The sequence below is a fragment of the Geoglobus acetivorans genome (assembly GCF_000789255.1).
In the GTDB taxonomy this organism is placed as follows: domain Archaea; phylum Halobacteriota; class Archaeoglobi; order Archaeoglobales; family Archaeoglobaceae; genus Geoglobus; species Geoglobus acetivorans_B.
In genome coordinates this window covers 478749-497386 of record NZ_CP009552.1, presented here as the reverse complement: position 1 = coordinate 497386, position 18638 = coordinate 478749, and the positions used below count along the sequence as shown (strand labels likewise).

The following is an 18638-nucleotide window of genomic DNA, read 5'->3' as shown; positions in this document are numbered from 1 at the left end:
ATTAGTGAAGACGAATGGTGAAAAGCTTAGAGGAGCTGAAGGGTTACCAGATTGTGGGCAAACACTCTGCAGTGAAAACATGCCTGTGGCTCAAAAAATCCCTGAAAGATCAGGGTTACTGTTACAAGCAGAAATTTTACGGGATAGCAAGCCACAGGTGTTTGCAGATGTCTCCTGCACTGATATGCAACTTCTCATGCATCCACTGCTGGAGACCTCTCAACCTGATGCCACCATTCGAAAACTGGGATGAGCCCGAATATATTTTCGAAGAATCGATTAAAGCCCAGCAAAGGCTTCTGAGTGGTTTTCACGGTACCGAGGGCGTGAACAAAAAAAAGCTCAGAGAAGCCTACGAACCGAACCAGGTTGCGATCAGCCTGATTGGTGAGCCAACCATATACCCGAAAATTGCGGAACTCGTGGACATTTACAACAAAAACGGGTTCACGACGTTTCTCGTTACAAACGGAACAAACCCGGACGCCGTGGAAGAAGTCGAGCCATACCAGCTGTATCTGAGCATTACTGCCTGGAACGAAGAGTCACACAGAAGGTTGCAGAACGCCGGTTTGTGGGACAGGATAGAGAGAACGATGAAAATAATGTCGGAGAAAGATGCAAAAACAGTGATCAGACTGACGCTGATAAGAGGGATAAACATGAACCCCGAAAGGTTTCTGGACGTGATAAACGCTGCCCAGCCGGAATACATAGAGGCGAAGGCATACATGCATCTCGGACATTCAAGGTTGAGGCTCAGCAGGGATGCGATGCCGGAACACGATGAAGTAAAGGCTTTTGCTGAGCGGCTCGCAAAACTGAGCGGGTATGAAATAAAGGATGAAAGCGAGATAAGCAGGGTGGTTCTTCTTGAGAGATGAGATTTTCGAAGAAATCAGACGTGAGCTTGAGGAAAAAGAAAAGATACGGGAAGAAATCATAGTAAAATCGAGAACGGTCAGACTCAACAGCTCAAAAGCGATTGCAAATGTGCATAAGGGAAATCTGGAAGCTGCTGAGGAGTACCTGAGCAACGCCCTCTCCCTCGCCAGAGATTTGCTGGACTACAGAGAAAAGCACCCAGATCAGTTTTACCTTGCACACGATGCTCTTCAGGAGCTTGTTGAGGCATATACATTCACACACATTGTTCGAGGATTAAAAATTCCCGAAAGGTTTCCGGTCAGCATACCGCAGGCGTTGCTTCCAGGAATGGCAGATTGCGTCGGAGAGCTGAGAAGGTTTGCGCTGACGATGATGGTGAAGGGGGAGAGCGACGAAAAAATCAGAAAGGTTGTCGAAATCATGGAAGAACTGTACCACATCCTTATTGAATTCGATTTCCACGACAGGCTCACCGGAAACCTGAGACCAAAGCTGGACGTTGCCAGAAACTCCATAGAGAGAACCAAATCAGATCTGCTGTCTGCAAAACTTATAAACCTGCTCGATAAATAGAAGCGCGGGTTTCAGGCTGAATTAGACCCGATTTTAAAGTCCCTTGATGAATTTTTCAACATCGGGAGGAAGGTCTATCCTGTAGCCCTCTGACTGGAGTTCAAACAGAAATCTGTCGTTTATCGGTCCATCGCTCTCAAGGACGAATTTTCTAACTTCGTTTTCGTATTCACCATGAAGTGTAAAGACATTGGCAAAAAGCCTTGAAATCAGTATCTCGTCTCTCCTCTGTTGCGCCCCCCTGATTACCAGAGATATAACTGTCCCCCTCTTGGCCTCAACCTTATTGATCAGGTTACTCAGAAACAGATACACCTTTTCAAGACCATGAATCAGAATCAGTTCTGAAACCAGAGTGAGGCAGATCGCAGGTACATCCCTTACAGTCTCCAGATATCTGGAGAGCTGGATATTGATCTCATTGAGGTTTGCGATGTTTATCCTTCTCGAATTGATGACGTCCAGCCTGATCCTCTTCCCGTACGATTTTGCGATATTCTCAGCTACTTTTGGATTCTCCGAAGAGAACCACAGAACTTTATCCGAAATGGTTGAGGAGATATTGTAGGCCAGAGACGGGCCTCCATATCCGGGATCTGCCAAAATTATGGTATGAGACCTCATCAACATGCACCAGCGTGTTTGTCATGATTGGATACCACAGAGGTGTGTGGTCAAATATTCAGTTTCGTTTTCTTAAATATTTTCCCAATAATTACTATCATCATCCACCAGAAATGACCCTCAAAACCTTGACCTCACCGGATTCAATTTCAGAATCGATGGGAACTGGCTCATCGTTTCGTATAACAACGACGGTCTCAGGATTTATCCCGAGAGAGCTGAGAAGCTCCGAATACCTGACACCGGGGTCGGCTTCGATTTCCTTTTCCCTAAATTCGAAGCCTCCCAAAAAAATGAATTTGGCCTTAATCTTCTTCTGGGAGGACCTCTTTTGCGACTTCATGAATGTCCCTCTCATCCCGGGGGTTTTTGATATCATCAACATTTTTCAGGAGAAGTTTCTCATCCTTCATGCTTTCCTTTTTCGTACCTTTTCTTCTGAAAAGTCTCCAGTTAAACCGCCTCATACTCGATCACAGTATAATATATGTTATTTCAACTATATTAATCTTCTCAGCTTCCTTTTGAAGATGTTTCCACCTATATTATTTTAAAACCTTAATCAAATCATGCCTGTTGTTTTTTATGAAAATCTGTCTTATAAAATTCTTCACACCACCAACATCGCCTTTCTTTGCCACAGTTGGAATGATCCGTTCCCTCGAGACTTTCAGCTTTTCAGATATGTATTCGATTGTCTCTTCCGGACTGTCCACCTTATCAAACTTGTTGGCTGAAACCACCACCTCAATCCCCACATCCCGCAGAAAATCGGCCATTTCAACATCAATAGGAATGTAACCTCGCCGGTCCCACCGCTCCACAATTTCCGCAAAAGAACCCGAATCGAGAACTATAATTCCCGCAGCAATCCTTTCTGCGTAATCTTCGATGTACCTCACGATAAAATCCTTCACCCGTTCATTGAACCTTCTGCTGACACCCTTCACATACCCGAAACCCGGCAAATCTGTGGCGAGAAAATCCCTGTAATGGTAGAAATTGGGCGCAATTGTTGTTCCTGGCTTTTTACCCTTCCTAACACTCACGCCAAAAAGTTGAGAAAAAAGGGTCGATTTTCCCACATTTGACCGTCCAGTGAAGATTATCTCAAGATTAACCCGGCCAGAGTCCATAGTATGCGTTCATTATTATTGCAAGGATGCCCACAGCCAGTCCAAAGGCGACAACAGCTTTGGGACTTACCTTGAACTGAGTCTTTTCTTCCTCGAAATACCTCATGATTCCAGCAGATGACATCAATGGTGGCGCTTTTTCCTTCTTTGCCATGAGGAAGTGTATTATACCGGATGTATTTTAATTTTGCTATGTATAAAGTCCTCGACCTCACAAGCGGTGAAACCGGACTTCTCATTAAAGACAGGTGCTGGAGGTTCGAGGCTTCGGACGTCTCTCCAAACTGCGTTCTGTTCCCCTCATTCTTCAACGCTCACACCCACATAGCAGATTCAGTCGTGGAAGCTCCAAAAATGAGTGTTTATGAGCTCGTTGGGCCTGGTGGCTACAAATTTTCGGTTCTAAGAGAAGCAGGGGAGGAGAAAATTATTGAGGGTATGAGGAAATCCATAAAGCTGATAGAAAAAACTTCCGCAACATCCCTTGAATTCAGGGAGGGCGGAATTGACGGGTACAGACTATACCTGAAAGCAGATCAGGAAAAAAGGCTCATAGCCCTTTCAAGACCGTCAAACGTAGAGGAGGCAGAGGCACTATCCAAAATTTCTCCAGGATTCAATTTCAGCAGCACGAGAGATGTGGATTCAGAGCTTCTGGAATACTGCAGAAAGCTTTCCAGAAAGAGAGGGCTGATCTTCGCTATTCATGCTGGAGAGGTTGACAGCAGAGACGTGGAGGACGCAATAACACTCGAACCGGATTTTCTGATACACATGAACATGGCGGGCCAGAGTCTGCTGAAAAAAGCGCTGGATGAGGGAATAAAAATCGTGACATGCTTCAGATCAAACGCATTTTTCGACGTGTTCAGCGTTGAAACCTACAGAACGCTTTCAGAATATGAAAACTGGCACATAGGGACAGACAATGCCATGATAGCCACGCCCTCAATGCTCGATGAACTCAAATTCGCAAGCAATTTCATTGAGGCTGACAAACTCTTCAGCGCAGCGACGAGAAACCCATTCTACGAGAGCTACACGGTGGCCAGAATGGATAGATTTCCAAACCTGAAAAACCCGGCAATCTCAGTAATAAAAAGACTCGAAAGCTGCGATATCGAATGCATAATAAGGGAAAAAATTTATTTCAGCTGAGTTTACAGGTTTTCTCCACTGTAAATTCCAGAATAGCCCTCAGTCCTGTCATCGAGTCTGAAAAACACAAGCTGGACGATTCTGGCGTTTCTCTTCAAATATATCCCGTTTTCATTGTACACAACAAGACCGACCTCGCTCCGCCCAATGTATCCTGCATCCCACACTGCTGTCAGCACATTTGCTCCGGCCCTTATCAGACTCGATCTCGGCCTTGCAAGTGCCATCATGTCCTCAGGAATTCTAACCACTTCATTGAGATAAACCCTGTAATACCCCTTTTCAAGAAAGACCCATTCGTTTTCGAATTCAATTTCCTCAACTTCAGGTAAGACTCTCTCAGAGTTGTCGAAATCTATTTTTGCAGTTCCGGAGATTCTCGCAACCTTTCTCAGCGTGCAGTCAAAACCGTTTGGCTGAAGCTGTGTATCAAGGTCAATGTAATCTGCAACCAGCTCCTTTTCCAGAATGAGGTTCTTTATCTCCTTTTTTGAAAGGGCAGTCATGATGGGTGAAAACGGGCATGATTTAATAAATTTAACCGGCGTCCATAAAAATCAGATTCTTATCCTCCGCCCCATATTCGTGAAGTCGATGTAGTATGCATCCACCACATCGAAATTGCCAATATTTCTGGCAACATGGACGGCTATAATGTGAGCGCATGGCTTAAGACCCTTCAAATTGAGCTGAAAGTCCCTGCAGGTGCAGAACTCATCATCCACAATGTACTCCTCATTGCCGACAACAACAAAGAAGTCCCTGTATTTCTTGACCCTCTCCTCCTTAACATAGAAAAAAGCCTTATCGCCCCTTTTCCCAAAATTATCGATCAAAAACCGGTAAAGAGAAAAATCAAGTTTATCGAATTTTTTGAGTTCTCTGATCTTATTCCACATCGTCCTCTATCTCACTCTTATCAATCTCGGAGAGAACATTTATCGTGTTTATTGCATCGACTGCATCCAGCCAGCCAACCACGATGAGGTCCTCATCAGGAATCTCTATATCCTCCGGAAATTCCTCACCAGCGAGAACCTTCGCCGCAATTTTCACGACGCTCTCAAACGCTCCCTCGATGTCACCCTCATGTTCTTTCTTAAATGCCTCATTCAAAAGCTTATCAAAGCTTTTTTTGCTAACCTTGCCCTCAATAACAAGTTTGAGAGCCTCAAGAACTATTTTCATCTGCTCTTTGGTTATTTCAAAAAGCTCTCCCTTCAGCTCGTCTCCGAAGTCGAATGATTGTTCAAGAACCTTTTCACTCTCGTTGATGAGCGCTATGGCTTCTTTTTTGGTTATTTCCCTTGCCCTGATGCTTCTCATCAGGTTTCGGCAGGCGATGATGTAATCCTCGAGCATTCTGTCGAATACGTCTATACCCTCACCGGTTTCAATGTCGATTTTCTCTGAGTTTATCCTCTCCAGCCAGTTTGCGAGTCTCTCTTCACTGTAGAACATCAGAAACACCAACACTTCGATTGGTTATAAGTCTTTTGATGGAGATGAAAAATAATGCAGAGGTTGGCCAAGCTCAGAGACATATGTATGTCGCATCCAGTATGCCATCAAGCTTTTCCATTTCCTCAAGAACTTCGTCTGATGGCGGGTCATCCACGAGAAGCAGCATCAGCTGTATTCCGCCCGGCTTGTTTCCATGCCTGCCAACAATCATTCCAGCAATGTTTATGCTGTTCCTACCAAAGAGAGTTCCAACCCTGCCGATGACTCCAGGTTTGTCCTCGTGAAGGGATATAATGTAATGGCCCTCAGGCACGAAATCCACCTTGTACTTGTCGATCCTTATAACCCGGTAATCGTCCCTGCCAAAGCTCGTTCCGGCAATGTAGATGGAGCCGTTTCGTCCCAGAACTTCCATCTCGATTATGCTCTCATAGCTATCGGTCTTCTCTATTTTGCTTTCCTCCACCTCTATGCCCCTCTCTTTGGCGATGGGTGGTGCGGAGACCAGATTGATGTTCGGACCCAGTATGTACTCCAGCAGACCCTTGAGTACTGCCCTCGACAGGTAGGATGTGTCTTTCCCAGCGAGCTTTCCTCGATATGTTATTTTGACCCTTTCAAAGTTGCCCGAAAGCCTTGCTGCTGCTATCTTACCCATCTTCTCGGCAAGCTTGAGGTATGGCATGAGGAATTCGAAATCCTCTGGGCTCAGGGACGGAAGATTTACCGCATTTTTTACAGGGTAACCATGGAGCATGTTTATTATGTCCTCCGCAATGATCATACCCACGATTTCCTGAGCCTCCTTTGTCGAGGCACCAATATGGGGAGTGGTTACAACATTATCGAAGCCGAAAAGCTCACTGTCGAAGTCAGGAGGTTCGGTTTCATAAACATCAAGTGCTGCTGCATAAATTTTGCCACTTTTAAGGGCATTGATGAGCGCTTTTTCGTTAATAATACCTCCTCTGGCACAGTTGATGACTATGACTCCGTCCTTCATTTTCTCGAATTCATCTTCATCAATCAGGTTTTCGGTCTCCTTGGTCTTGGGGACGTGAACCGTGATGATGTCGGCATTCCTGACAAGCTCGTCCAGATCAACAACCCTGACACCCACCTCCCTTGCTCTCGCCTCGGAGATGTAAGGGTCATAAGCTATCACATTCATCTCAAATGCCCTTGCCCTCTTGGCAACCTCGTATCCTATTCTTCCGAGCCCAATTATACCTATTGTTTTGCCCCTCAGTTCCTTACCAACGAATTTCTTCCTCTCCCATCTTCCCTCCTTCACACTCTTATCAGCCTGAGGGATTTTTCTCGCAGCGGCAAGTATCATACCGATTGTGAGTTCTGCCGTCGAAACGGTGTTTCCTCCAGGAGCATTGACCACCACGATCCCCTTCTGGGTGGCGTAGTTCACATCTATGTTGTCAACGCCAACTCCAGCCCTTCCAATTATCTTCAGCTTCTTCGCCTTGTCAATTATCCTTGCCGTAACCTTTGGAGAACTCCTGACCACAAGGGCATCATAATTCTCAATAATCCTTTCAAGCTCTTCCTCATCGAGTCCCGGCATTACATCAACTTCAAGACCTTCTTTTTCCATTCTCTCAATGGCGTGGCTGTCTATGTTGCTTGCTATCAGAACTCTCATCAAAATCAGCAGAATTCGGCTTAATATAAACTTTATTGAACACGGTTTCGAACAATACTGTCTGAAAAAATAATTAAAAATAAGAGACCATCTAACTGTCAGAGGTTATGACTTCACCGGTCCTGACTCTGACTGATTTCTCCACCGGGATCACGAATATCCTTCCGTCCCCGTATTTGCCAGTCCTTGCATTCTTGCAGATTATCTCGATAACCCTGTCCACGTCATTGTCATCAACCACGATTTCCAGCTTTATTTTCTGGAGAAGATCTACGTCTATCGTGGTGCCTCGGTACTGAAGTTTTATTCCCTTCTGCTCTCCTCTGCCCTTAACCTCCGTCACAGTCATCCCAATGTAGCCCTTTTCTGCCAGTGCATCTTCAACAGCCTCAAATCTTTCAGGCCTTATGATTGCAACAACCATCTTCATGCGTAACCCACCTCACCGTGCTGGGATATGTCCAGGCCCACGTACTCTTCCTCAAGCTCAACCCTAAGCGGCACCACGTAATCAACCGCCTTGGCGATGGCAAAGGTTACCATGAACGCATATGCTGCAGTTACCGCAACTGCGAGCAACTGGGTCAGGAGCAGATCGAAGCCTCCGTGAAGAAGGCCAGCATATCCTGAAATGGCCGGATTTGCAAATATGCCTACCGCAATGCTCCCCATGGCACCTCCAACACCGTGAACTGCCCAAGCATCAAGGCTCTCATCAATCCCCTTCTTTATTCTGAATTCCAGTGCCATGAAGCATATCACTCCCGCCAGTATCCCGATCACTATTGCCCCAGGAACATCAACGAATCCCGCAGCCGGTGTTATTGACGCAAGTCCTGCTATAACACCTGTTATTATTCCCAAGCTTCCCGGTTTACCGTTCATCCAGCTCAGGATCATCCACGTCATTCCCGCAAAGCATGAGGCGATGAACGTCACAGTTATGGCATTCACGGCTATTCTGTCAGCAAGCAGGGCGCTGCCCCCATTGAAACCAAACCACCCAAACCACAGCAACGATCCCCCTATCAGCGTTAACGGGATGCTGTGTGGCTCGATTGGATGTTCCCCGTACCCGTATCTTTTACCAACTGCAAATGCCAGAGCTAAGGCTCCAAACCCTGAGCTCACGTGAACCACAATACCGCCCGCAAAGTCCAGCGCTCCAATGCCTGCAAGCCACCCATTGCCCCACAGCCAGTGAGCAAACGGGATGTAAACAAGAGTCAGCCAGAGAACCCCGAAGAGAACGAATGCAGAAAACCTGATCCTCTCAGCAATTGCTGAGGTTATGATCGCCAGCGTAACTCCCGCAAACATCATCTGAAACATCATGAACAGCATTTCAGGTATTGCATCGCTGCCATCCAGACCCACATTTGCAAGCAGTGATTTGCCAAGATCTCCAATGATCCCGCCGACATCACCCGAAAACGCCAGAGAGTAGCCGTACAGCACCCATATTACCCCAGCCAGGATTGCAGAGACTATGCTCAAGGAGATCATTGACACTACATTTTTCTTTCTCACCATTCCGGCGTAGAATAATCCCACTCCAGGGATCATCAGCATTACAAGTGCTGTAGACGTCAGTATCCACGCCACATCTCCACTGTTCATGATCCGGCAAACAGGATTGCGTATTTAAAGTTATTTAGTAAATTTTCTTAAAACTTCATAAAACATGAGCGAAATGCCAGAAAAACTAAAAAAATTTTAAATTATCTTCCATTCAAAATTTAAATCCGGGCAGGCTATCAAGTTTTATGCAATTCGGCCCGACAGGTAAACAATCTTTAGCGTATTCTCCGTTTAATCAAAAATTTTTTAAGTTCACGGGAAAATGGCAGAATTATGAAGAATCCGCCCAGAATATCCATAGCACTTGACGACGAAACCTACAGCATATTTAACGAGCTTAAAGAATCATTCAGCAGCGCAAGCGAGTTCTTTAGAGAATTGCTCAAATTTTACCGGGAATTCAGCTTTCTCGAAGATTATGATCCATTCAAAATCAGAACCTACGTGGAAATGCTCTCCGAAGGTGAGCATGTGATACTCGATATTGACCACCTGGTGGCATTTCTCAGATTCATCAAAAATCACCCGGACAGTGAGAAATTCTGGAAAGTGCATGAAAACATTTCAAAAGCTCATGCAGACGAGTTCAGGGGTAAAGACGTAAACTTCATCCTGAAAAGACTCGAAACATGTAACTTTTTCAGACTGAACGTTAAAGAGGGCGAGTACACATTAGTTACGGGCAACGAAGAGGTGAAGGAGTTCACGAAAAAATTCCTCGAAGGCGTTTTCGAGGGTATGGGGCTGAAATTTGAAATAAAAGAGGAATTTGCAAAGCTCAGAATAAAAACAGAAAAAATTTGATATCAGGATTGTTCCATTTTCTTAACTTCCTGGTCTCTGAGCACCCTCCTCAGCACCTTGCCGACTGCTGATTTTGGAAGTTCGTCGACGAATTCGATTATTCTGGGGACCTTGTAGGCTGCAAGTTTCTGCCTGCAGAACTGTTCGATGTCCTTTTCTGAGACCTTTCCCCTGTGTTCGGGTCTCAGGACGATGAATGCCTTTACAGTCTCTCCCCTGTATTTGTCAGGGACACCAACAACCGCAGCCTCAAGTACGGCGGGGTGTTCGTAGAGGACCTCCTCAACCTCTCTCGGATAGATGTTGTATCCTCCCGCTATGATGACGTCCTTCTTTCTGTCCACTATGTAGAAGTAGCCGTCCTCGTCCATCTTCGCCATGTCTCCAGTCAGAAGCCATCCGCTGACCAAGGTTTTTCTTGTTTCTTCCTCCATCTTGTAGTAGCCCTTCATCACCTGTGGGCCGAAGATTGCGAGCTCTCCAATCTCGCCCACAGGAAGGACTTTTCCTTCCTCGTCTATGACGAGGGCGTAGGTATCGGGGAACGGGATTCCAATGCTCCCTTCTTTGTTCATGCCGTAAAACGGATTTCCGTGAGTGACCGGAGATGTCTCGCTCAGCCCATAGCCCTCGATCAGCTTGGAACCGGTCTCTTTTTCGAACGATCTCTTCAGCTCAACCGGGAGGGGCGCAGCTCCGCTTATGCAGGCCTTAAGGGAACTGAGATCGTACTTTTTGAGGTCAGGATGATTCAGAATTGCATTGAAAAGTGTTGGAACTCCACAGAATATTGAAACCCGGTATTTATCAATGGCCTGTATCACCCTCTTGATGTCTCTCGGATCCGGAACCAGAATCATTGGGGCTCCGACGGCTATGGGAGCATTCATGCTTGTCGTCATTCCAAACACATGGAAGTAGGGCAGCGCGCCAAGGAATACGTCCCCCTCACCCTTGCCCGGAATCCATTCGATCGTCTGATAGACGTTCGCAACGAGGTTGTAATGTGTGAGCATGGCAGCCTTCGGAAAGCCCGTGGTTCCACCGGTGTACTGATGCACTGCGATGTCCTCTTTTGGATTCACCTCAGGCCTTTCTTTAAGCTCTTCACTGGCAAGTGCAGCCTTCCATTCATGAATGTCAGGTACAGCAGGCACCCTGACCTTCTTTTTCTTGAAACTGTACAGAAAGCTCAGTGGAAACGGCAGGTAGTCCTCAACCTTTGCAAGAATTATGTGATCCACCAAACCGTCTTTCTTCAGAGGATAGACGTTATCGAGTATCTGATCAAGAATTATGGCAATCCTCGCCTCACTGTTGCTGGCGATGTGCTTGAATTCCCTCTCCGTGTAGATTGGATTCGCCTGAACGACAATGCCCCCGGCTTTGAGCACTGCATAGTATGAAATGACATACTGGGGGATGTTGGGCATTGCAAGTATGACACCATCGCCCTTTTTCACACCGAGGGATTTCAGATAGCTGGCAAGTTTGTTCGAAAGCGCATCAAGTTCCCTGTAGGTGATCTCTTTGCCAAAGAACACAATCGCTGTGTTTTCAGGCTTGGCTCTGGCAGTATCTTCAAGGAGCCTGAAAAGCGGGATTTCAGGGAATTCAAGACTCGGTCTCACCCATTCATCATAATGTTTCAGCCATACTCTGTTAATTTCCTCTATTTTAACCTCTCCAAGGTGTTTTCCCTCAACACCAATAATGTTTTCCACATCCATACCTCAATTACGTGATTAATAATTTAAAATTTACCATGTGGGTTAATTTTTATAGCCATTCGGGAGCAGATCAGACTGTGAAAATATACATAGAGACTTACGGATGCACAACGAACCAGGCAGACTCAGACCTGATCAGAGGGATTCTGTCAGAAAAATACGAAATTGTGGATACCGATGCAAGCGCAGACATCGTTGTCGTGAACACCTGTGGGGTGATAGGATACACAGAGAGAAAAATCATCAGAAGAATTGCCGAGCTTAAAAATTCGGGAAAAAGAGTGATATCCACAGGGTGTCTTGCAAGAATTTCAAGGAAGAGAATGCTTGAAATTTCAGATGCAATTGTAAGCCCGGATAACATTCATGTGATTGACAGGGCTGTTGAAGATGTCATATCGGGAAAAAAAGCCGAAATTCTGGAGGTATCCAACACGGACAAATCGGAACTCTGCAGGTTTAAGAGAAGGCTAAACGAAAATGCCATCGCCATTGTGTCCATTTCTGAGGGATGTCTCGGGAGCTGCAGCTACTGCGCAACAAAAATCGCCAGAGGCAGACTGAGGAGTTTTTCTCCAGACAGCATAGCCAGAGAAATCGAAATGGCCCTCAAATCCGGTTTCAGAGAAATACAGCTCACGTCCCAGGACACGGGAGCGTATGGCATGGACAGAGGCACAAATCTTGCTGAGCTTTTGAAGAAGATTTCCGGCCTTAAAGGAGATTTCAGAGTTAGAGTGGGGATGATGAATCCCCAGCATGCAAAATTGATTCTTGACGAGCTGATTGACGCATATTCATCAGAAAAGGTCTACAAGTTCCTGCACATTCCTGTGCAGAGTGGAGACAACAGAATCCTCGAGGATATGAGAAGGGGACATACTGTCGAGGATTATGAGGAAGTTATTTCAGAGTTCAGAGGAAATTTTGATGATGTTGTTATCTCGACAGACATAATCGTGGGCTTTCCAACAGAAACCGAAGAATCGTTCTGGAGAAGTTATGAACTGATCAAAAGGACAAAACCGGACATCGTGAACATAACGAGATTCTCACCGAGGAAAGGAACTCCCGCATCGAAGCTCAGAGATATCCCGGACTGGATCAAAAAGGAAAGGAGCAGAAAGCTTACGGAGCTTACGAGAGAGATCGGCCTTGAGAACAACATTAAATTTATCGGAAAAACGGAGAGGGTTCTTGTAACAAAGGAAGGCAAAAACGGAACACTGCTTTCAAGAACAGATTCGTACCGCCCGGTAATACTGGACAGTGGAAAAATAGGAGAATTCAAAAAAGTGAAAATAGTCGAGGCGAAGTTCAACTACCTCTATGGCCACCCCCTGTCAGAAAACTGAGAACTACAAAAACCAGTGCAGAGACTGGCAGAGCGATAACCATCGGATCAAGAACCGTCCACGGGAATCCTGCAAGTGCCTCCCTTCCAAACAGCATTTTTGCTATTCCCAGAGCCGAAGATTCCTTTATGTGGAAGAAGGCAATGTAAATCATCGAAACCACGAATCCTGAAATTATGCTTGCCTCAGCCGCTGTTTTCGTTGCTCTGTTCCAGTAAAGTCCACCAATGTATGCTGGCATGAACGATGAAGCGCAGAGAGCGAAGAACATGGCGGTTCCCCTTGCAATGACTCCGGGAGGCAGAACGTATGCGAGAAATATGCTGAAAAGTATCCCTGCAGCAATTGCAAATCTTGTTATGAGGACCGTCCTTTCGGCATGCCTCCCTCCAAGAAAGCCTGCCTGGAAAACGTCCCTTCCCAAAGCCGAGCCTATGGTGTGGAACTGACTGCTCAGTGTTGACATCGCTGCAGCGAGCAGAGTTACAAGAAACACCGCCACAAACCAGTCAGGCATGAAGGCATTGATGAAGGCAGGGATTACCTTGTCAACGTTTCCACCTGCGACGGCAATGGATGGCTTGCCGGCAGTCTCAATGAAGTAAGCGTTGCTGAGAGCCCCAACAATGAATGCCGTACCCACCGTGAAGAATATGAAAATCGAGCCAACCGGTACTGCCCTGTCGAGATCTCTGTCGCTTGCAACAGTCATAAACCTGACGGCAAGCTGTGGCTGAGCAAGAACACCGATACCCACAGCAAGGATCAGAGAGGTTACAAGCGTTATCCACGCCTCACTGCCGAATTTCGGAAAAGCAGTCCAGCCTGCATATCCGTCAATCTTACCTGCAAACGTCTTAATCGCAATGTCGCTTAGACCTGTCAGCGTTTCGTGTGCAGGAACGGCTCCACCAAACCACGCATAGACTGACACCAGGAGCAGAATCATACTCGCGAGCATTATCAGCCCCTGGAAGGCATCTGTATAGAGAACCGCAATAATCCCGCCATAGACGACGTAAACAGCTATCACAAGAGACATTATGAGCAGAGCAATGTTGTAATCGACGTTCAGAGACACCTCTATGAACCTTGCTGCTCCGATGAGGACCACTCCCGCGTAGAGGGGCATGAAGAGAAAAACAACCAGTCCGGAGAATACCTGAATGAACCTTGAACCATACATCCTGCCAAGAAGCTCCGGAAAGGTGAGTGCGTTCAGCTCGAGACCCTTTCTCCGAACTCTCTTGCCTATGACCGCATAAGCTATTATTATTCCCACAAATATGTTCATGAACGCCAGCCAGAGCAGCGGGAAGCCAAAAATACTCGCTATACCTCCGAACCCGACGATGGCGGAAGTTGAGATGAACGCCGCCCCGTAAGATAACGCCATTACCGCAGGATGTATTTTCCTGCCCGCAACCAGGTAATCTTCCGAGCTTTTTGTTGTTCTGAATCCATAATACCCGAGATATCCCGTTACAAGTAAATACAGCACAACAATAAAAATCAAAAACGCCGTATTCACCGGATCACCTCCTTAAAAGACCGTACAGTATCCCTCCAATCACACTCAGCAGAGTTAGAACGTATCCTGCTGCCGTCCACGCGTCTCCAAACCCCAGCATTTCATCACCTTGTCAATTTGTTACAGTGCGACATAGTATCAAATATATAAAACTTTCTGAATTCCCGGGAAATATAGTGGCATCAACATAAAAAATAGCAAAATTTTTAAATGAAAATTGTTCAATAATTAATAATGAACGAATGCCCCGTGTGCGGTAACGAACTTGAGATAGCTACGGAGGAGCAGAATGGGACAAAAAGGACCTCAAAGAAGTGCCATAAATGCGGTTTTGAGTCTGTTGAGTATGATATAAAGGAATCAGAGTGATTCAGGGTCGTTTCCAAGCACAACTGTCCACCACCATCTGGCCATGTCCATCAGATCTCTGCTGAACATTCCCGAAAGCCTGTATTCTCCATTCCTTATTGCTATCATTCCCGCACCGAGCAGCTTATTTCTCATGGAATAAAAGGAGGACCTGTTCATTTCCAACATTCTCATCGTCTCCTCCCACTCATCAACTCTCAGCGGGTTTCCGGATTTCTGCCTCTCTTCAACAAGAGTTACAAATTTTATCGCCTTTAATGCTACCTCTTCCTTCCTGAAAACTCTCCTCATGAGTTCGAGAAACGGATTTTTTGACTGGGTAATCCTTGCACTTGCAGTACTCCTGACTATAATTGACGTTGCTGTTCTGGGGGCTTCGCTGACTTTCATGTTCCAATTTCTCCATAAAGATTTTAAAAAGCTTTGATGCAGTGGTGTCAGAATGATAATTGCTCTGCCAAATAAAGGAAGGCTCAGGGAACCAGCAGTCGAACTGCTGAAATCTGCCGGGATAAAGGTAGAGGCGGATACAAGGAGACTCGTTGCAGGCACAAACAGAGAGGACATCTCTGTTCTCTTCGTCAGGGCCAAGGACATTCCGGAATACGTGTACAAAAATGCCGCACAGGTGGGAATAACCGGGCTTGACATGGTCGAGGAAACAGGAGTCGATGTTGAGGTGCTCCTCAGGCTCGGTTTCGGCAGGGCAAAGATAGTGGTTGCCATACCTCAGAATTCCGAAATTAGCAGCATACATGATCTGAACGGAAAGTCAATCGCCACTGAATTCAGAAAAATCGCAGAACGCTTTCTGGAAAATAACGGAATTGATGCCGAAATAGTTGAGGTTAGCGGGGCATGCGAAATCGCCCCCGCGATGGGCATTGCGGACGCGATTATTGACCTGACATCGACTGGAGAGACGCTCCGGCTGAACAACCTGAGAGTCATTCACGAGATACTTGAAACTGAAGCCGTTTTAATAGCCAACAGAGATTACATCGATGACTTCAATGTTCAGGCCCTTAAAACTGCCATCGAGAGTGTTCTGAATGCAAGGGGAATGGTATACCTCATGATGAATGTACCGGAAGATATGCTCGAGGACGTGAAAAGTGTCGCACCGGGATTGAAGGGGCCAACCGTGATGAGGGTCGAATCCAACGGCATGGTTGCAGTTCACGTTGTGATCCATGAGAGCGAACTTTTCGAAGTTGTGCAGAAACTCAAAAAAGCTGGAGCGAGAGACATCCTCGTCATCCCCGTTCAGAGACTGATATTTTAACATAGACGGCTGCGGAGGATTGCAACACCCAATCATTTACTGGTGCTGGCAAAAAACCACCTATTCCTGACCGGAAGTGGCCGAACCTTTTTGGAGGGCATTTCCTCTTCTGAGATTTCGAAAACTATTTAACTTGCAATATTGTGCAACTATGCAATGTTCAGGAAGATTTTGATTGCAAATAGAGGAGAGATAGCAGTTAGAGTTATGAGAGCCTGTAAGGAGCTCGGGATTAAAACTGTTGCTGTTTACTCCAAAGCTGACCTGCATGCGTTTCACAGAGTTTATGCTGATGAATGCTACTTCATAGGAGAGCCCGAGCCATCAAAAAGCTACCTGAACATTGACGCGATAATCGATGCTGCAAAAAGGAGCGGGGCTGAGGCAATACACCCCGGATACGGATTCCTCGCAGAAAATCCTGAGTTTGCCGGGAGATGTGAGGAGGAAGGTCTCGTCTTCATAGGACCAAAACCTGAGGTTATCGAGGCAATGGGGTCAAAAATCAGCGCCAGGAGGTTGATGAAGGAAGCAGGAGTACCTGTGGTACCCGGAAGTGACGTCCTCAAAAGCGAGGATGATGCCGTTGATTTTGCTGAAAAAATTGGGTACCCTGTGGCAATTAAAGCCAGCGGAGGTGGGGGTGGAATAGGTATAACAATAGCCTACAGCAGCGAAGAGGTCAGGAGGGCGTTTGAAAAAAGCAAAAAGCTCGGTGAAAAGTATTTCAGGGATTCAACAGTCTACATTGAAAAATACCTTCCAAAACCCAGACACATAGAGTTCCAGATTCTGTCCGATGGAAACAAGGTCCTCCATCTCGGCGAGAGGGAGTGCAGCATTCAGAGAAGGCATCAGAAGCTGATCGAGGAGGCCCCATCACCAATATTCGACGAGGAGATGAGGGAAAAATTTGGAAGAATCGCCGTGAAGGGTGCAAGACACATTGGATACACGAACGCAGGCACAATGGAGTTCCTGTATCAGGATGGAGAGCTGTATTTCCTGGAGATGAACACAAGATTGCAGGTTGAGCACACAATAACCGAGATGGTTACCGGGATGGATATAGTGAAGGAACAGATCAGGATAGCATACGGAACCGGGATAAGTTTCGATCAGGAGGACGTCAGGATCAGAGGACATGCCATAGAGGCGAGAATAAATGCCGAAGACCCTGTAAGCTTCCTTCCGAGAAGTGGCAGGATAACGCATTACAGATCCCCCGGAGGTCCGGGAGTAAGGGTGGATAGCGGAGTGCACATGGGTTATGAAATCTCACCATACTATGACTCGATGATATCCAAGCTTATAACCTGGGGAAGAACCAGAATAGAGGCAATTGCCAGGATGAGAAGGGCGCTCTACGAGTACATAATCGAGGGAGTGGAGACGAACATCCCGTTCCACATGGTCGTTGTGGAGGATGAGGAGTTCGCCAAGGGCAACACCCACACAAAGTTTGTTGACGAGAGACACATCCCGGAAAGAGTTCTTGCTTCGATCAAAAACATCAGGCACCTGAAGCACAGGCTGGACGACATTTTCCGTGGAATGAATGGAGTCAGAAAGGATTACGATCCAGTGGCAATCGCAGTATCGGCGGTTATGGCATATCTTGAAAACGAAAGAATAGAGGGACTTGTTGAGGCAAAGGTCAGCCAGCCCTGGAAGATATACCACAGACTGAGAAGCCTGGGGTGGATGTGATGCCCGACGAAAGACTGGCAAGAGCGCTGAGGGCAAGAATACGGAGAAAAATCCTGAAGGAAATCATGAAAAACGAAAAGCTCAGCGTGCATGAAATTGCCGAAAGACTCGGTATTTCAGAATACAACGCATCAAGACATCTGAAACTGCTTTACGACCTCGGAATACTGGATTACGAGGTAAAACACCCTGAAAAATACTATTTTATAAAATTAAAGTCTCTGAAAGACCTTTTCGAGGTGTATGAGAGAGTTGTTGAAGAACTCAGGAGGAGGGAGTGATGAAGGCAGTAATAATTATGGGTTCGAAAAGTGATATGGAATACGGAAAGAAAATAGCTGAAAGGCTGAAATTTTTCGGTATTGAAGCCGTTTTGAGAATTGCATCGGCTCACAAAACTCCCGAAAAAGCCCTGAAAATTCTGAGAGAATACGAGGATGATGACGTGGTGTTCGTAACGATTGCAGGAAGAAGCAATGCCCTGAGCGGGTTTGCAGATGCAAACACATTCAGGCCGGTAATCGCCTCGCCACCCATCAGCGATAAATTTGCTGGCATGGACATTCTCTCAAGCATAAACATGCCTTCGGGTGTTGCCCCGATGCTCGTAATTTACGCCGAAAATACTGCCCTTGCGGTGGCAAAGATATTCGCCTTAAAAAGCAGAGAAGTGGCCGAAAAGGTCAGAGAATATCAGAGAAAAAAGAAAGAGGAAATTGAGAGAGCCGATGAGGAAGCAAAAAGTATTTAATATGCATTTCATAGGAGGTATC

General features: G+C 46.2%; 24 protein-coding genes. 10 read left to right on the top strand and 14 right to left on the bottom strand.

Annotation, left to right across the window (positions count from 1 at the left end):
- Window positions 1–14: 14 nt before the first annotated feature.
- Entirely contained in the window at window positions 15–884 is an 870-nt protein-coding gene (gene twy1, locus GACE_RS02885; RefSeq protein WP_048091022.1) for a 4-demethylwyosine synthase TYW1, read from the top strand.
- A complete protein-coding gene (locus GACE_RS02880; RefSeq protein WP_318249276.1) occupies window positions 874–1461 on the top strand; it encodes a translin family protein in 588 nt (195 codons plus the stop codon). Before twy1 ends, GACE_RS02880 begins: the two co-directional genes overlap by 11 nt.
- A 33-nt stretch (window positions 1462–1494) precedes the next feature.
- Here GACE_RS02880 and GACE_RS02875 read toward each other — a convergent pair whose 3' ends face one another.
- From GACE_RS02875 to GACE_RS02860, 4 genes are all read right to left on the bottom strand, one after another.
- Complete coding sequence (locus GACE_RS02875) at window positions 1495–2085, bottom strand: hypothetical protein (RefSeq protein WP_148305904.1); 591 nt, start codon at window positions 2083–2085, stop codon at window positions 1495–1497.
- 100 nt (window positions 2086–2185) lie between these two features.
- On the bottom strand, window positions 2186–2428 hold the full coding sequence (locus GACE_RS02870; RefSeq protein ID WP_048091018.1) for a MoaD/ThiS family protein: 243 nt from the start codon (window positions 2426–2428) through the stop codon (window positions 2186–2188).
- Between the two features lie 202 nt (window positions 2429–2630).
- Window positions 2631–3221: a GTP-binding protein EngB gene (gene engB / locus GACE_RS02865; protein WP_048091016.1), complete on the bottom strand. Its 591-nt coding sequence runs from the start codon at window positions 3219–3221 to the stop codon at window positions 2631–2633.
- Window positions 3202–3375 carry a preprotein translocase subunit Sec61beta gene (locus GACE_RS02860; RefSeq protein ID WP_048091014.1) on the bottom strand — a complete coding sequence of 58 codons (174 nt, stop codon included), beginning with the start codon at window positions 3373–3375 and terminating at the stop codon, window positions 3202–3204. The genes engB and GACE_RS02860 overlap by 20 nt, the downstream gene beginning before the upstream one ends.
- 38 nt (window positions 3376–3413) lie before the next feature.
- Between GACE_RS02860 and GACE_RS02855 the strand changes: the two genes are divergently transcribed.
- Entirely contained in the window at window positions 3414–4379 is a 966-nt protein-coding gene (locus tag GACE_RS02855) for an amidohydrolase family protein (protein WP_048091012.1), read from the top strand.
- A 2-nt stretch (window positions 4380–4381) separates the two neighbouring features.
- On the opposite strand, the gene GACE_RS02850 is transcribed toward GACE_RS02855, so the two are convergent.
- The 6 genes from GACE_RS02850 to GACE_RS02825 form a co-directional block, all read right to left on the bottom strand.
- Window positions 4382–4885, bottom strand: coding sequence for a deoxyuridine 5'-triphosphate nucleotidohydrolase (locus GACE_RS02850; protein WP_048091010.1), 504 nt, complete (start codon window positions 4883–4885; stop codon window positions 4382–4384).
- A 51-nt stretch (window positions 4886–4936) separates the two neighbouring features.
- On the bottom strand, window positions 4937–5278 hold the full coding sequence (locus tag GACE_RS02845) for an SWIM zinc finger family protein (RefSeq protein ID WP_048091008.1): 342 nt from the start codon (window positions 5276–5278) through the stop codon (window positions 4937–4939).
- Window positions 5268–5840: a DUF2150 family protein gene (locus GACE_RS02840; protein WP_318249275.1), complete on the bottom strand. Its 573-nt coding sequence runs from the start codon at window positions 5838–5840 to the stop codon at window positions 5268–5270. The genes GACE_RS02845 and GACE_RS02840 overlap by 11 nt, the downstream gene beginning before the upstream one ends.
- A gap of 73 nt (window positions 5841–5913) precedes the next feature.
- Window positions 5914–7500, bottom strand: coding sequence for a phosphoglycerate dehydrogenase (gene serA, locus GACE_RS02835; protein ID WP_048091006.1), 1587 nt, complete (start codon window positions 7498–7500; stop codon window positions 5914–5916).
- A gap of 91 nt (window positions 7501–7591) precedes the next feature.
- A complete protein-coding gene (locus tag GACE_RS02830; RefSeq protein WP_048091004.1) occupies window positions 7592–7930 on the bottom strand; it encodes a P-II family nitrogen regulator in 339 nt (112 codons plus the stop codon).
- Window positions 7927–9120 (bottom strand): ammonium transporter, encoded by a 1194-nt coding sequence (locus tag GACE_RS02825; RefSeq protein ID WP_048091002.1) that lies wholly within the window; start codon window positions 9118–9120, stop codon window positions 7927–7929. Before GACE_RS02825 ends, GACE_RS02830 begins: the two co-directional genes overlap by 4 nt.
- A gap of 234 nt (window positions 9121–9354) precedes the next feature.
- On the opposite strand from GACE_RS02825, the gene GACE_RS02820 reads away from it, so the two are divergent.
- A complete protein-coding gene (locus tag GACE_RS02820; protein ID WP_048091000.1) occupies window positions 9355–9885 on the top strand; it encodes a ribbon-helix-helix domain-containing protein in 531 nt (176 codons plus the stop codon).
- Window positions 9886–9887: 2 nt separating this feature from the next.
- Here GACE_RS02820 and GACE_RS02815 read toward each other — a convergent pair whose 3' ends face one another.
- Entirely contained in the window at window positions 9888–11615 is a 1728-nt protein-coding gene (locus GACE_RS02815) for a long-chain-fatty-acid--CoA ligase (RefSeq protein ID WP_148305903.1), read from the bottom strand.
- A 77-nt stretch (window positions 11616–11692) separates the two neighbouring features.
- Here GACE_RS02815 and GACE_RS02810 point away from each other — a divergent pair, with 77 nt between their 5' ends.
- The gene (locus GACE_RS02810; RefSeq protein WP_052400197.1) at window positions 11693–12970 is read left to right on the top strand and encodes a tRNA (N(6)-L-threonylcarbamoyladenosine(37)-C(2))-methylthiotransferase; all 1278 of its coding nucleotides are present in this window, start codon (window positions 11693–11695) and stop codon (window positions 12968–12970) included.
- Here the strand turns inward: GACE_RS02810 and GACE_RS02805 are convergent.
- Window positions 12933–14501, bottom strand: a complete 1569-nt coding sequence (locus GACE_RS02805; protein ID WP_048090995.1) for a sodium:solute symporter family protein — start codon at window positions 14499–14501, stop codon at window positions 12933–12935. The genes GACE_RS02810 and GACE_RS02805 overlap by 38 nt on opposite strands.
- Before the next feature lie 4 nt (window positions 14502–14505).
- The gene (locus GACE_RS12015; protein ID WP_346297626.1) at window positions 14506–14601 is read right to left on the bottom strand and encodes a symporter small accessory protein; all 96 of its coding nucleotides are present in this window, start codon (window positions 14599–14601) and stop codon (window positions 14506–14508) included.
- 134 nt (window positions 14602–14735) lie between these two features.
- Here GACE_RS12015 and GACE_RS11870 point away from each other — a divergent pair, with 134 nt between their 5' ends.
- Entirely contained in the window at window positions 14736–14870 is a 135-nt protein-coding gene (locus tag GACE_RS11870; protein ID WP_318249274.1) for a hypothetical protein, read from the top strand.
- Here the strand turns inward: GACE_RS11870 and GACE_RS02800 are convergent.
- Window positions 14862–15260 carry a hypothetical protein gene (locus GACE_RS02800; protein WP_048090993.1) on the bottom strand — a complete coding sequence of 133 codons (399 nt, stop codon included), beginning with the start codon at window positions 15258–15260 and terminating at the stop codon, window positions 14862–14864. The two genes, GACE_RS11870 and GACE_RS02800, sit on opposite strands and share 9 nt — an antisense overlap.
- A 52-nt stretch (window positions 15261–15312) precedes the next feature.
- Here GACE_RS02800 and hisG point away from each other — a divergent pair, with 52 nt between their 5' ends.
- The 4 genes from hisG (at window position 15313) to GACE_RS02780 (ending at window position 18616) form a co-directional block, all read left to right on the top strand.
- Window positions 15313–16155 (top strand): ATP phosphoribosyltransferase, encoded by an 843-nt coding sequence (gene hisG / locus GACE_RS02795; protein WP_048090991.1) that lies wholly within the window; start codon window positions 15313–15315, stop codon window positions 16153–16155.
- 156 nt (window positions 16156–16311) lie between these two features.
- Window positions 16312–17865, top strand: a complete 1554-nt coding sequence (locus GACE_RS02790; protein WP_048090989.1) for an acetyl-CoA carboxylase biotin carboxylase subunit — start codon at window positions 16312–16314, stop codon at window positions 17863–17865.
- Window positions 17865–18146 (top strand): winged helix-turn-helix domain-containing protein, encoded by a 282-nt coding sequence (locus GACE_RS02785; RefSeq protein WP_048090988.1) that lies wholly within the window; start codon window positions 17865–17867, stop codon window positions 18144–18146. Before GACE_RS02790 ends, GACE_RS02785 begins: the two co-directional genes overlap by 1 nt.
- Window positions 18146–18616, top strand: a complete 471-nt coding sequence (locus GACE_RS02780) for an AIR carboxylase family protein (RefSeq protein ID WP_048090987.1) — start codon at window positions 18146–18148, stop codon at window positions 18614–18616. The genes GACE_RS02785 and GACE_RS02780 overlap by 1 nt, the downstream gene beginning before the upstream one ends.
- The last annotated feature ends 22 nt before the right edge of the window (window positions 18617–18638 follow it).